17 protein-coding genes are annotated in these 12,794 nt (G+C 58.0%); 5 read left to right on the forward strand and 12 right to left on the reverse strand.

Annotated features, from left to right (window positions below):
* Positions 1 to 44: 44 nt before the first annotated feature.
* Together DWY76_RS06230 and DWY76_RS06235 are read right to left on the reverse strand one after the other, a co-directional pair.
* Positions 45 to 374, reverse strand: a complete 330-nt coding sequence (locus DWY76_RS06230) for a branched-chain amino acid transporter permease (protein WP_120080444.1) — start codon at positions 372 to 374, stop codon at positions 45 to 47.
* A complete protein-coding gene (locus tag DWY76_RS06235) occupies positions 371 to 1,138 on the reverse strand; it encodes an AzlC family ABC transporter permease (RefSeq protein WP_120080446.1) in 768 nt (255 codons plus the stop codon). The genes DWY76_RS06230 and DWY76_RS06235 overlap by 4 nt, the downstream gene beginning before the upstream one ends.
* A 401-nt stretch (positions 1,139 to 1,539) precedes the next feature.
* Here DWY76_RS06235 and DWY76_RS06240 point away from each other — a divergent pair, with 401 nt between their 5' ends.
* The gene (locus tag DWY76_RS06240; RefSeq protein WP_243111955.1) at positions 1,540 to 1,842 is read left to right on the forward strand and encodes a hypothetical protein; all 303 of its coding nucleotides are present in this window, start codon (positions 1,540 to 1,542) and stop codon (positions 1,840 to 1,842) included.
* 48 nt (positions 1,843 to 1,890) lie between these two features.
* Here DWY76_RS06240 and DWY76_RS06245 read toward each other — a convergent pair whose 3' ends face one another.
* Both DWY76_RS06245 and DWY76_RS06250 read right to left on the reverse strand, forming a co-directional pair.
* Positions 1,891 to 2,352 carry a MarR family transcriptional regulator gene (locus DWY76_RS06245; protein WP_005943797.1) on the reverse strand — a complete coding sequence of 154 codons (462 nt, stop codon included), beginning with the start codon at positions 2,350 to 2,352 and terminating at the stop codon, positions 1,891 to 1,893.
* A gap of 90 nt (positions 2,353 to 2,442) precedes the next feature.
* Positions 2,443 to 4,107: a Na+/H+ antiporter NhaC family protein gene (locus DWY76_RS06250; protein WP_120080448.1), complete on the reverse strand. Its 1,665-nt coding sequence runs from the start codon at positions 4,105 to 4,107 to the stop codon at positions 2,443 to 2,445.
* Between the two features lie 72 nt (positions 4,108 to 4,179).
* On the opposite strand from DWY76_RS06250, the gene DWY76_RS13955 reads away from it, so the two are divergent.
* Positions 4,180 to 4,359, forward strand: coding sequence for a hypothetical protein (locus DWY76_RS13955; RefSeq protein ID WP_097774539.1), 180 nt, complete (start codon positions 4,180 to 4,182; stop codon positions 4,357 to 4,359).
* 201 nt (positions 4,360 to 4,560) lie between these two features.
* On the opposite strand, the gene DWY76_RS06255 is transcribed toward DWY76_RS13955, so the two are convergent.
* Positions 4,561 to 4,950, reverse strand: a complete 390-nt coding sequence (locus tag DWY76_RS06255; RefSeq protein ID WP_120080450.1) for a hotdog domain-containing protein — start codon at positions 4,948 to 4,950, stop codon at positions 4,561 to 4,563.
* A gap of 37 nt (positions 4,951 to 4,987) precedes the next feature.
* Positions 4,988 to 5,155 (reverse strand): hypothetical protein, encoded by a 168-nt coding sequence (locus tag DWY76_RS13960; protein ID WP_154255759.1) that lies wholly within the window; start codon positions 5,153 to 5,155, stop codon positions 4,988 to 4,990.
* 212 nt (positions 5,156 to 5,367) lie between these two features.
* Between DWY76_RS13960 and DWY76_RS06260 the strand changes: the two genes are divergently transcribed.
* On the forward strand, positions 5,368 to 5,703 hold the full coding sequence (locus tag DWY76_RS06260) for a metalloregulator ArsR/SmtB family transcription factor (RefSeq protein ID WP_120080452.1): 336 nt from the start codon (positions 5,368 to 5,370) through the stop codon (positions 5,701 to 5,703).
* A 19-nt stretch (positions 5,704 to 5,722) separates the two neighbouring features.
* Positions 5,723 to 5,944, forward strand: coding sequence for a cation transporter (locus tag DWY76_RS06265; protein WP_097774536.1), 222 nt, complete (start codon positions 5,723 to 5,725; stop codon positions 5,942 to 5,944).
* Between the two features lie 165 nt (positions 5,945 to 6,109).
* Here DWY76_RS06265 and DWY76_RS13965 read toward each other — a convergent pair whose 3' ends face one another.
* On the reverse strand, positions 6,110 to 6,367 hold the full coding sequence (locus DWY76_RS13965) for a hypothetical protein (RefSeq protein WP_165852578.1): 258 nt from the start codon (positions 6,365 to 6,367) through the stop codon (positions 6,110 to 6,112).
* A 26-nt stretch (positions 6,368 to 6,393) separates the two neighbouring features.
* Between DWY76_RS13965 and DWY76_RS06270 the strand changes: the two genes are divergently transcribed.
* Positions 6,394 to 8,286 carry a heavy metal translocating P-type ATPase gene (locus tag DWY76_RS06270; RefSeq protein WP_097776879.1) on the forward strand — a complete coding sequence of 631 codons (1,893 nt, stop codon included), beginning with the start codon at positions 6,394 to 6,396 and terminating at the stop codon, positions 8,284 to 8,286.
* Positions 8,287 to 8,327: 41 nt separating this feature from the next.
* On the opposite strand, the gene DWY76_RS06275 is transcribed toward DWY76_RS06270, so the two are convergent.
* The 5 genes from DWY76_RS06275 to DWY76_RS06295 all read right to left on the reverse strand — a co-directional run bounded on the left by DWY76_RS06275 (position 8,328) and on the right by DWY76_RS06295 (position 12,763).
* Positions 8,328 to 9,206 carry a beta-1,6-N-acetylglucosaminyltransferase gene (locus tag DWY76_RS06275; protein ID WP_120080454.1) on the reverse strand — a complete coding sequence of 293 codons (879 nt, stop codon included), beginning with the start codon at positions 9,204 to 9,206 and terminating at the stop codon, positions 8,328 to 8,330.
* A gap of 169 nt (positions 9,207 to 9,375) precedes the next feature.
* Entirely contained in the window at positions 9,376 to 10,536 is a 1,161-nt protein-coding gene (locus tag DWY76_RS06280; RefSeq protein ID WP_120080456.1) for an iron-containing alcohol dehydrogenase, read from the reverse strand.
* Positions 10,537 to 10,551: 15 nt separating this feature from the next.
* Entirely contained in the window at positions 10,552 to 11,781 is a 1,230-nt protein-coding gene (locus DWY76_RS06285) for an FAD-dependent oxidoreductase (RefSeq protein WP_120080458.1), read from the reverse strand.
* A 61-nt stretch (positions 11,782 to 11,842) separates the two neighbouring features.
* Entirely contained in the window at positions 11,843 to 12,103 is a 261-nt protein-coding gene (locus DWY76_RS06290; protein WP_005939597.1) for a EutN/CcmL family microcompartment protein, read from the reverse strand.
* Between the two features lie 3 nt (positions 12,104 to 12,106).
* Complete coding sequence (locus DWY76_RS06295) at positions 12,107 to 12,763, reverse strand: phosphate propanoyltransferase (protein WP_207665833.1); 657 nt, start codon at positions 12,761 to 12,763, stop codon at positions 12,107 to 12,109.
* Positions 12,764 to 12,794: the final 31 nt, after the last annotated feature.

The raw sequence follows: 12,794 nt of genomic DNA on the forward strand, positions 1-12,794 counted from the left end.
TCGTACAGGAATCTTCCTGCTCGGCAGCGCGCTTTTTTCTTTCTTCAGAACACCAGCTGCACCAGCAGCACATAGCACAGCGTACCGCCTGCGACACTGAGCAGGGTCTCATGCTTCCACTTGTGCAGGCCCACCGTCACCAGCAGGGCGACGGCCTCCGGAATGCCGCGGCTGCCCGCAAAGGGGGTGACGCTTTTCAGGCAGTAGACGATCAGCATACCAAAGATGGCGGCGGGCAGCACCCGGCCCAGATACCGCACCACCTCCGGCGGCTGCTGATCCTTGGAAGAGAACACCACAAAGGGCAGAAAGCGGGTGATCATGGTAGCGGCGGTGCACACTGCAATGGTCAGGCCCATCTGGACTGCGGTCATGCGCCCACCTCCTCGTCGCTTTTTTCTGCTTCGGTGCCTTCGGCCTTTTCGATCGGTTTACGCAGAGCCAGCAGCAGCACCAGGATGCATCCCATGGAGGGCAGCAAAAAGCTGCTGGAGCCAAAAAACACCAGACACGCCAATGGGGCGGCAAGGCCGATCAGGGCGCTGTAGTGCTGCTCGTCCTTTTCCCACTGGTTAAGAAAGATCACCGTGAACATGGCGGTCATCACAAAGTCCACACCCTCGGTGCTGAAGGGCAGCGCCGAGCCCACCACCGCGCCAAGACCGGCGCTGAACACCCAGTAGCACTGATCCAGCAGGGTGATGAAGAACATGAACCAGCCCCTGTCCACCCCTTCCGGCGGCTCGGCCGAACAGGTGATGGAAAAGGTCTCATCGCTCATGGCAAAGATCATATAAAAGCTGCGCAGGCCGTAGCCCTTGTAGCGCTCCAGCATGGCAAGGCCGTAGAACAAATGCCGCGCCTGGATCATCAGCGCCATCAAAAAGGCCGAAAGGGGCGAGAACGCGCTCAGCAGCAGGCTTGCCAGCACAAATTCCAGCGAACCGCCGTACACCACGGTGCCCATGAGCATGGGCATCCACACCGGCAGGCCCAGCGACTGCACATAAATGCCGTAGCCCATCCCCAGCACAAAATAGCCCGCCAGCACCGGGATGGTCTGCGGTGCGGCAGCGCGCAGTGCCCGCCATACGGTGCTCTGCCGCCTTGTCAGTTGTTGTTCGGTTACGTGTTCCATTGGCCTTTCCCTCAAAATACGATGCCGGTTTCCTCTTTGGCCTCATTGCCGCCGATAAACCTATTCTCTCGATATGAATATGTCTGTATTATAACAGGTCTCACGGCTTTTGCAAAGGTGTATCCCCACTGCTTTTGGCAGAACGACAGTTTTTTTCTTTAAATTTTATGCAATTTTTAACGGATGCAAAGTGGCTCGCGGTCAGTGCTTTATTATTTTAATGCAGTAAAGGTTCTTTGCAGGATCCTGTTCCTGAAATATCCCTAAAATGCCGGTTGCGCTTTCGTCATACTCATTTGACAGATGCCGCCTTTTCCGGTATCCTGTCCGTATCACAAGGACGGCTGGCCGAAAATACCCGCCTTTTTTCGTTCATTCTGTATTTAGCGGGAGGACATTTTATGGCAACCATGAAGGACATCATCCAGAGCCCGCTGCTGGCCCTGTTCGGCTCCATGGCGCTGGGTCTGTTCGCCAGCTCTGCCAGCGGCAGCAAGGTGGTCAAGGGCGGCATCAAGGGCGTGCTGCCGGTGCTCATCATCATGACGGTGCTCTCCCTCGCCGCACGCCTTGCAGGCTACGGCTCCGTGCTGGGCGGCCTTGTGGGCATCTTCATCATCGTGATGCTGCCCATCGGCATCCTTACCTCCTATGTCCTGTGGAAGAAGGGCAAGATCCAGGTAGTAGATAAAGAGCAGAAGTAAGGGGAAACAAAAGAACTCCCGGACGGATGTCCGGGAGTTCTTTGTTGCTTATTCTGCCTTTTCGTCCTTCTTGAGCATATCCAACTCGGGCATCAGCTCGGTGCTCACAATGGTGAGCATCTCCTCCAGCTTTGCACAGTCCTCGGGGGAGAAGCGCTCTCTTGCGCGCTCCACCACAGTGTGCAGGTAGGAATAGCTGATGTTGTAGTAATCGATATACTTCTGGGTGGGGCGCAGGTGATACTCGCGCCGGTCGGTGGTGGACTGGATCTTTTCCACATAGCCCTTCTTCACCAGACTGCCGATCTTATACGCCGCGTTGGGGGTGGAGATCTGCATCATGCGGGAAAACTCCGCAATGGTGGGTTCACCCATGGCCATGATGCCCTCCATGCAGAAGGACTCCACCGTGGTCAGCGTGGCTTCCCGGGTGGCAAAACGCTGAAAAATGTTCTGGTAGAAATGCAGCTTGAATTTGGTGTATACGTCCTGAAATGCCTGTTCCAGCATAGGTCGTGTGCCTCCGATAGTTCATTTTATTTAAAAATACCACGTTTTGGCCGCGGCGCAAAGCGAAACAGCTGAATTTTTGGCAGGAATTTATTCTGCCGCCTTTTTGTTCGTGCGCACACGGATCACGCTGAGCACCACCAGCTCTACGGCAATGGCAACGGCCAGCAGGATCAGCGAGGTGAACAGGCTGCCGTTTGCGCCAAGGAAAGCCTGTGCAATGCCCGTGATCACATAGCACACTGCCGCGCAGGAAGCCGCCGTAATGGCGTAGGGCAGCTGGGTGGACACATGGTTCACATGGCTGCAGTGGGCACCGGCGGATGCCATGATGGTGGTGTCCGAGATGGGGGAGCAGTGGTCACCGCAGACGGCACCGGACAGGCAGGCCGCAATGGAAATGACCAGCATCTCGCCCTCCGGGAAGGCATGGCACACGATGGGGATGAGGATGGAGAAGGTGCCCCAGCTCGTGCCGGTGGCAAAGGCAAGGAACACTGCCACAAGGAAGATGATGACCGGCAGCATGTACTGCAGCGCTGCAGCAGAGCCACTCAGCAGGTTGGCAACGTAATATTTTGCGCCCAGCAGGCCGGTCATGCCGGACAGGGTCCATGCGAGGGAGAGGATCAGCATGGGGCTGACCATGGCCTTGAAGCCCTCGGGAATGCAGGCGGCAAAGTCCTGAAAGGTCATCACATTGCGCACGCGGTAGAACACAAAGGTGAACAGCAGGGCAATGCTGCTGCCCAGCACCAGACCTGCAGAAGCGTTGCAGTCCGCAAAGGCGGTAACGAAGTCCACGCCCTCAAAGAAGCCGCCGGTGTAGATCATGCCGAAGATGCAGGCCACGATCAGCACCAGCACCGGGGCGAGCAGGTCTGCAACATGGCCGCAGGTATCGGTGCCATCGTCCACATCGTTGCCGTAGGGACGGTCGGCGGTGGTAAACAGGTCGCCGTTTTTGGCGTTGTCCTCGTTGAGCTTCATGGAGCCAAAGTCCGTGCCGGTGAAGATGAGGAACAGGCTCATCACGAGGGTGAGCAGGGCATAGTAGTTATAAGGAATGGTGCGCAGGAACATGGTAAAGCCGTTGATGCCGGAGCCTTCCGGCACGCTGGAAGTGACCGCAGCTGCCCAGCTGGACACCGGCGCAATGATGCACACGGGTGCTGCGGTGGCATCGATCAGGTAGGCCAGCTTTGCGCGGGACACCTTCTGCCGGTCGGTGACGGGGCGCATGACGGAGCCCACGGTCAGGCAATTGAAGTAGTCGTCCACAAAGATCATCACGCCCAGCAGCAGGGTGGCAAACTGCGCACCGGCCCGGGAGTGGATGTGGGTGGAGGCCCAGCGGCCAAAGGCGGCAGAGCCGCCGGCCTTGTTCATCAGGGCCACAAGGATGCCCAGCATGACAAGGAACACCAAAATGCCCACGTTGCTGCTATCCGAAAGCTTGGCCACCATGCCGCCGTCCTCATTGAAGAACAGGGTGTTGATGGCCAGCTCCAGATTGCCGTTGGCATATAGCAGTGCACCGGATGCGATGCCCACCAGCAGGGAGGTGTACACCTCCTTGGTGTTCAGCGCCAGCACAATGGCGATCACCGGCGGCAGCAGCGAAAAGATGGTGCTGTACACCGCACAGGTATAGGTGGACGGGTCCGCGATCTTGCCGGGCGTTGCCGCTGTGCACCACAGCAGCAGGGCAAACACCAGCAGAGCTGCGAACCATGAAAGGTTCTTGTTTTTCATAACGGATTCCTCTTTTTTCAAATTTCCAGAGATGCATACCCCTCTTTGCGCAGGAAAAACTATCCCCATCGAATGCAAAGGGAGGTGTGCGCCGCGCCGGATTATAAAGCGATGTATTTTGAGCTGTTCCGGGCCAGCGTGCAGGCCGCACAGCTTTTGCAGGACGCGCAGAAGCGTGCTGAGCAGCACTTGCTGGAAGCTGACCCGCCGCCGATCCGATTGGAGCAAACAGAGCAGACGGATGAAGAATAGTTTTCTTCGGTCAGCGTCCTCGCCCTCTCAGTCACCTTCGGTGCCAGCTCTCCCAAGGAGAGAGCCTTTGGCAAAACCGGGAACTTTACCGTACTGCCAAAGCCTCCCTCATTGAGAAAGACTTCCCCCGGCCGGGGGAAGATGTCGTGTAAGCGACAAAAAGGGGAACGGTGGCATCGCGCAGCGATGACGGAAGGAGTTTTACCCCTTCTTTGCCTCCGCCTTGGCTGCGAACTTGGCGTTGTTGATGACAAAACGTTCGTGGGTGCCGCCGCCTACAGGGCCTTTTTCGTCGTGCAGGGCCACCTTGAAGGTGAGCTTGCGGCCTTCTACCGCCACCAGCTCGCTCTCGCAGGTCACGGTCATGCCCACGGGGGTGGGGGCGGTGTGCTCCAGCTCGAGCTTGGTGCCCACCGAGCCATTGCCTTCGCCCAGCGCGTCGGCCACGCTCATCCAGCAGGTCTTTTCCGCCAGAGCCACAAGGGCCGGGGTTGCAAACACCTCCAGCGTGCCGCTGCCCATGGTCTTTGCTGTATTGGCTGCGGTGACGAGCACGCTCTGTTCCCCGCGGATACCGGTTTCCAATGTCATATACTTTCCTCTCCTTTTGCGCGCCGTATGGCGCATTTTATTTTTGAACACCTTTATAAGATACCACATTTTGCACCAGAACGCACCCTATTTTGCACTTTTTTGTGAATTTCTCTTTTTCTTTTTGCGCAAACGGGCTGCCAAGTCCTCTCTCTTTGGGAGAGGTGGCACCGAAGGTGACGGAGAGGGCGAGGACACTGACCATGCGGCGACCTCTTTTTTGTTTTCGCCTTCCCTCCAATCCGCATCCTTATTGCGATTCAAAAACGCAAATTTTCTGCGTTTTAAGGCAAATTTCATCAATTTAGAGCAGACGCCGAAAATCTTTAAAAAAGCCTTGACAAGGAGCATTCCGCGTGATACTATGAACACATGAACAAGCGTTCATGTGAATCCACAGCGAAGGGAGATGTCAACATGGCGGAAATAAAGGAAGCACTGCCCGCGCCGCAGCCGGAAGCCTTGGATATGCCGGACGACGAGGTGCTGTACGAGCTGGCCGACCTGTTCCGGGTGTTCGGCGACTCCACCCGCATCAAGATCCTGTATGCACTGCACGACAACGAGCTGTGCGTGCAGGACATTGCAAACGCCGTGCAGCTGAGCCAGTCGGCGGTGAGCCATCAGCTGCGGGTGCTCAAGGATTCCAAGCTCGTGCGGTTCCGGCGCGAGGGCAAAACCGTTTACTACGCACTAGACGATGACCATGTGCGCAGCATCCTCTCCATGGGGATGGATCATATCGAAGAATAACGAAAGGCTGGTATTACTTATGAAGAAGAGCTACAAGATCGAAGTGGACTGCGCAAACTGCGCTCAGAAGATGGAAGACGCTGCCAACACCGTTGCAGGCGTGGCAAGTGCTACCGTCAGCTTTATGACCCAGAAGATGAAGGTGGAGTTCTCTGAAGGTGCAGACCCCCACGACACCATGGTGAACGTTCTGGCCGCCTGCAAGAAGGTGGAGGACGACTGCGAGATCTTTGACATCTGATGCGCGGCAGGTTGCTGCACACGATCAACAGCCTCGCCCTCTCCGTCACCTGCGGTGACACCTCTCCCTTTGGGAGAGCTGGCAAATCCAAAGGATTTGACTGAGAGGGCGAGCCCGCTAAAGAAAAAAGCATCTGCAGCAAGAATTCGTAGATTTTCTGAGAGCTCAAACGAATGTGCAGATGCTTTTTACTTTGTGTGCGATTGTGTTGTGCAATAACTTTTTCTGTTGAAAAATCAGACAGTTTTCAACAGTTTCCACTCGGTTTTCAACACCGTTTGCGGAAAAACCGTAAAATAAACGTGGAAAAGCGCTTTTACGCCTGAAAAACTGTGTGGAAAACACGGGTAAAACCGTGGAATATCCATTTTTATGGGGAAAAGTTGTTGAAATCCCCGCCCGCCGCAGCGTGATGCGGCCCATGGATCCCGCAAAAAGGAGAGTTTTGTATGAACAAAAAGCAGAAAAAGAACCTGCAGCGCATCATCATTGCGCTGATTTTGGTGCTCATCCTCAAGCTTTTGCCCCAGTTTCCCACGCCGGTAGAGCTGGTACTGTACTGCATCCCGTATCTGGTGGTCGGCTGGGACGTGCTGCGCAAGGCACTGCTTGGCATCAAGAACCGTCAGCCCTTTGACGAGTGCTTCCTGATGGCCGTTGCCACTGTGGGTGCATTTGCACTGGGCGACTACGTGGAGGGCTGTGCCGTTATCATCTTCTACCAGATCGGCGAGCTGTTCCAGAGCGTGGCCGTGGGCAAAAGCCGGCAGAGCATTTCCAGCTTAATGGACATCCGCCCGGACTACGCCAACATTGAGGGTGAGGACGGCAGGCTGGAGCAGGTGGACCCGGACGACGTGGAGATCGGCACCGTGATCGTGGTCCAGCCCGGTGAGCGCGTGCCCATCGACGGCGTGATCGTGGAGGGCGCTTCTGCCCTGAACACCGCCGCCCTGACCGGCGAGAGCCTGCCCCGCGATGTGCAGACCGGCGATGAGGTCATCAGCGGCTGCGTGAACATGACCGGCCTGCTGAAGGTAAAGACCACCAAGGAATTCGGCGAATCCACCGTTTCCAAAATTCTCGATCTGGTGGAAAATTCCAGCATGAAGAAGGCCCGCGCCGAGAACTTCATCACCCGTTTTGCCCGCGTGTACACCCCCGCCGTGTGCTATGGCGCACTGGCTCTGGCCTTTATCCCGCCCATCGTGCTGCTGCTCATGGGCCAGCCCGCCCGCTTTGGTGACTGGGTCTACCGTGCCCTGACCTTCCTTGTTATCAGCTGCCCCTGCGCACTGGTCATCAGCATTCCCCTGAGCTTCTTCGGCGGCATCGGCGGTGCATCTGCCTGCGGCATTCTGGTCAAGGGTTCCACCTATCTGGAAGAGCTGGCCCGCACCGGCATCGTTGTGTTCGACAAGACCGGCACCCTGACCCAGGGCACCTTTAAAGTGACCGGCATCCACCCCGCAGAGGGCACCAGCGAGGAGCAGCTGGTGGAAGCTGCCGCGCTGGCCGAGAGCTGGTCCAAGCACCCCATCTCCCTCAGCATCAAGGCCGCTTACGGCAGGGAGATCGATCCGAACCGTGTCACCGATGTGCAGGAGCTTGGCGGCCACGGCGTGACCGCCAAGGTGGACGGCAGGACCGTTGCTGCCGGCAACGCCCGCCTGATGGAAAAGCTGGGCCTGAAGGCTCCCGCCGTCAGCGAGACCGGCACCATCGTGCATGTGGCCATCGAGGGCATGTACGCCGGTTATCTTCTGATCGCCGATGTGGTGAAGCCCCACAGCGCACAGGCCATCCGGGGCCTGAAGGATGCCGGTGTGCGCAAGACCGTGATGCTGACCGGCGATGCCGAGCCGGTTGCAAAGGCCGTTTCCGCAGAGCTTGGGCTGGATGAATACCATGCGGGCCTGCTGCCGGGCGACAAGGTAGACCAGATCGAAACGCTGCTCGCCGCAAAGCGGCCCAAAGAGAACCTTGCCTTTGTGGGCGACGGCATCAACGATGCCCCGGTGCTGTCACGTGCCGATGTGGGCATTGCAATGGGCGCTCTTGGCTCTGACGCTGCCATTGAGGCCGCTGACGTGGTGCTGATGGACGACGACCCCGCCAAGATCGCACTGGCCATGCGCATTGCCCGCCGCACGTTACGCATCGTGTACCAGAACATCGTGTTTGCACTGGCCATCAAGTTTGCCTGCCTTGTGCTGGGCGCGATCGGCATGGCCAGCATGTGGACCGCCATCTTTGCCGATGTGGGCGTGATGGTGCTGGCTGTGCTCAACGCCACCCGTGCCCTGTACACCAAGGATCTGGCGAAAAAGAATGAACAGTAAAAAACAGTGCCGGACAGCCTGAAAACTGTCCGGCACTGTTTTTATATATGAGGTGCATACAGGCGTTCTATTTCATGCACAAGCTCCGGTTCTTTTTCGATATCAAATTTTCTGGCAAACATGCAGGGCGATGCTTTCAGCTGTTCCAGATCAGCGTATTTCCAGACCCACGGATTGCCTCTGTCCCAATCGATGGCACGGGCACTGGTATCACCCGGCCCCTGATAGATCTTATCCTGATACGGCGACTGCACGATCAGTGTCTGCACAAAGAACTCGTCCGAGCAAAAGGTCTTGTCCAGCACCTGCAGGACCCACTCTTCTTTTGTCAACAGATACCGTGCAAAGCCATCCGTGCAGCTGAACCATTGACTGCCCTTTGTGAAGTGAACGTCCTGATTGCGCTTTATTCTCAGCAGCTTCTGGCCCGACAGCAGGATTCCATTGATCACGCCGAGCACTGGATGGCGGCGCAGATCGATATTCTGGAAAAAGTGCCGGTAATAAACGCGCTCATCATTGAACGGGCTGAATGGGTGCGGGTCGAAATGAACAAATTCCTTGTCCGGGTTTGCCTCAAAGAATGCGCGGATATCTTCCGGTGGCTGAATCGGCAGATCCGCACCGGAGATCAGGTGGTAATGTTGGTATGGGCCGTGATCTACCGCTGCCTTGAGCAATACAAACTCTGCCTTTACTAAAGTAATACCACCCCAAACAGCGCTCGTTCTCTGTGCGTGGAAAACCTTGGCATATTTTACATATCGTTCAACGGTTTCTGGCTGGTAGTTTTCATTCTTGCTGTCCATATGGATGAAAATATCATTCCACGGTGCATCCAGCATCCGAAGCAAAGTCCAAAACATCTCATTGCACTGATGTGCCATAAGCATGTACGCCTGTTTTTCTCTTGGTTCCATCGCTTTTTCCTCTTACTTCTGCACCGCGTTTTCATTTTATTATAACAGAATCCTCTTTAAAAACAATCCCACCACCCCTTTTTTACAGCACAAAGCCGCTGCTTTCCCTTGCAGAGGGAGAGCGGCGGCTTTGTTTGGGTATGGAGAAAAATGGAGGAGGTCTCAAAGTTTATCCGCGGAAAGCAGCGGTATACACCGCCACCACCTCGCCGCGGGTGGGGGTGATCTGGTTGGTGGACATGCAGGTGTCGTGCAGGGCAAGTTCTGCCAGCGCGGCAAAATCTGCAGGGTCCACCTTGTTCAGCTGCGCAAGATTGGCGGGGATGCCCACGCCTGCACTGAGCTGACGGACAAACTGGATCACTGCCGGTGCGGCAGTGTCCGGGGTAAAAGTGCCCTGCAGGCCCATGGCAGCGGCAATGGTCATGAACCGCTCCCGGCACACCGGGCTGCGGCTGTTGAAGGCCAGCACGTAGGGCAGCAGCACCGCATTGCACACACCGTGGGGCAGGTTGTAGTGTCCGCCCAGCGCGTGTGCCATCGCATGCACCATGCCAAGGCCCGCGTTGGAGAAAGCCATGCCTGCCACATTTTCGGCGTAGGCCATCATGGTGCGGGCGGCTTCATCCTGACCGTTGGCAACGGCCCGGGGCAGGTTCTGCACGATCGCCTGTATGGCCCAGTAGGCATCCTTGTCCGTGAGCGGGTTGGCGTTTTTGGAAAGCGCCGCCTCGATGGCGTGGGTCAGCGCGTCCATACCGGTGGCTGCGGTGAGCTTGGGCGGCATGGAGGACATGAAGTCGGTGTCGTTCACCGCGATGCTGACCATGCAGTTGGGGTCCACCATGGCCATTTTGCTGTGGCGGACAGGGTCGGTGACGATGTAGAAGGAGGTGCACTCGCTGCCGGTACCGGCGGTGGTGTTCACCGCCACGATGGGCAGGCCGGGCTTGGAGGACTTGTTCTCGCCCTCGTACTGTTCCACGGTACCGCCGCAGGCCACCACGATGCTGGCTGCCTTAGCGGTATCGATGGCGCTGCCGCCGCCCAGAGCCACCAGCAGCTGCACCTGCAGGGTACGGGCTGCGGCAATGCAGTCGTTCACCACCTGTACGGTGGGGTTGGGCTGCACATTGTAGTACACGGCGTACTCCACACCGGCATCGGACAGTACCTGACCGACCCGGGCAGCGGCACCGGAATCATAGAGAAAGCGGTCCGTCACCAGCAAAGCACGGCGGATGCCCATCTTCTGAAGCTCCGGTCCCAGAAGACGGATGGCACCCTTGCCAAAAAAGCTGGTCTTGACGGCGTTGATGCGTTCTGCCATGTGTTCACCCTCCGCTTACTGTGCCTGACCGCAGACGATCTGCACCGGGTCCCAAATGGAACAGGACGAGGAGGAATAGACGAAATCCACCTGACCCAGTGCTTCCACGGTCATGCCAGCGCGGATGGCAACGGCAATGGCGTTGATGCGGGCCGAAACATTCTTTTCTCCCCATGCCTGCGCACCCAGCACCTGACGGGTATTGGCCTCATACACCAGCTTGATGGTGATGCGGTGGGGGTTCGGGCAGATGCCCGGACGGTCGGTGCCGGTGGCCATTGCACTCTTGACCCGCAGACCGGCCTTGCGGGCCTCGGTCTCGGTCAGGCCGGTGCGGGCGATCTCCAGATCCGCCACCTTCAGGCTGCTGGTGCGCAGAGAGCCGTCGCGGCAGGCTGCGCAGTCGCCCACGGCATAGATATTGGGCACACTGGTGGCAAGGTCGGCACCAATGAGCACAGCGCCATTGGGTGCCAGCTGCGCCCCGGTACCGGCCAGCAGGCCGGTGTTGGGGGTAACGCCGATGGCTACCACGCAAAGGTCACAGGGGTAGGTGCCGCGGTTGGTCTGCACCTGCTCCACGAAGGTACGGCCCGGGAAGGAGCGCACCTGCTCGCCCAGATTGAACTGCACGCCCTGCGCTTCCAGCTCCTTCTGGATCAGCTTGCTCACCTCAGGGTCAAACTGGGGCAAAAGCTGCTGCTCTTTTTCAATGATACGCACATTGCGGCCCAGCTTGAGGAAGGACTTTGCGATCTCCAAACCGGCCCAGCTGCCGCCCAGGATCACGATGTCCCGCACATAGGGGGTGCGGACGAACTCCTTGAGGAAGATCAGATCTTCCACGGTCTTGAGGGTCTGCACGCCCACGCGGTCACTGCCGGGCACCTGCGGCACACGGTTGGAAGAACCGGTGGCCAGCACCAGCTTGTCGTAGTGGTCTTCAAACACGCGTCCGGTGGCAAAATCACATACCGTCACCTTGCGGGCGGCTGCGTCGATGCCGCGCACCTCATGGCGCAGATGTGCGGTGATGCCCTGCGCGTTCAGCTCAGTCTCCTTGGCCTGAATGGCCTTGTTCAGGCTGTCCAGATCCTCGCACAGGTAATGGGGCAGGCCGCCGGTGCCGCAGGAGTAGAAGCCGCCTTTTTCGTAGACGGTGATCTGCGCTCCGCGCTGGGCGGCGGCAAGTCTGGCGGCGGCCGAAACCCCGGCGGCAATGCTGCCGATGATAATAATTTTCATTGTTTAAGCCTCACGATCCCGCCGGGAGGAAGCCCCTCTCTGCGGCAAAACTTGCAGGGTGTTACTTACTCAGGGTGGGAGGATTGTCCACGATGCCCACGATGAAAGCATCAATGGGCGACGGATGGTCCAGACCATGCTGGGTGGTCTCGTCGGTGGTGACCAGAACCATCTCGCCTACACCCGCGCCGATGTTGTCGCCCGCCACGATGGTATCCTTTTTGGAGCCGAACACCGGCTCCACCAGCAGGAACTTATAGCCTACAAGCTCCGGCATTTTGCGGGTGGCGACAACGGTCCCCTTGACGATCCCTAAAATCATAGCTTACTCCTCTTTGCCCAGCACGGTGACCAGCTGCCCCTGCTTGAGCAGGAAGGCATTGCCATCGTCCGTGTCGATGTGAAAATCCAGTGCACATTTGTCGTTTGCGCGGATCAGCACCCCGCCCATCACGCCCGGCTTGGGGCCGTCGATCTTTACCTGCACGCGGTCGCCGTCGGCAAGGCCGAAGGCCGCTGCCTGTGCGGGAGTCATGTGGATGTGGCGGTCGGCGATCATCACGCCCTCCGGCACGGTCAAAGTACCGCGCGGGCCGCGCAGGGTCACGCCCGGCGTGCCCTTTGTATCCCCGCTGGAACGCACCGGCGCTTTGATGCCGATGTTGCGGCAGTCGGTCTGCGCCAGCTCGATCTGAGTGGCACTGCGCTCCGGGCCAAGGATGCGGACATGCTTCAGTTCGCCCTTGGGGCCGATGATGTCCAGACATTCCTCGCAGGCAAACTGGCCGGGCTGGCTCAGCGCCTTTTTGGGAGTGAGCTGGTAGCCATAGCCGAACAGCTTGTCCACATCATCGCGGGTAAGGTGGATGTGCCGCACCGAGATGCCTACCGGCACCTGACGGCTGCGCTTTTGCAGCTCTGCCTGCACGGCCTGCGTGATCAGGAGCAGCAGCTGTTCCTGACTGATGTCATGGTAAACCAAGGCACAGCGCTCCTTTCTTATGCAGCGTCAG

Origin of the sequence: Faecalibacterium sp. AF27-11BH (assembly GCF_003603005.1) — a bacterium.
Taxonomy (GTDB): Bacteria; Bacillota; Clostridia; order Oscillospirales; family Ruminococcaceae; genus Faecalibacterium; species Faecalibacterium taiwanense.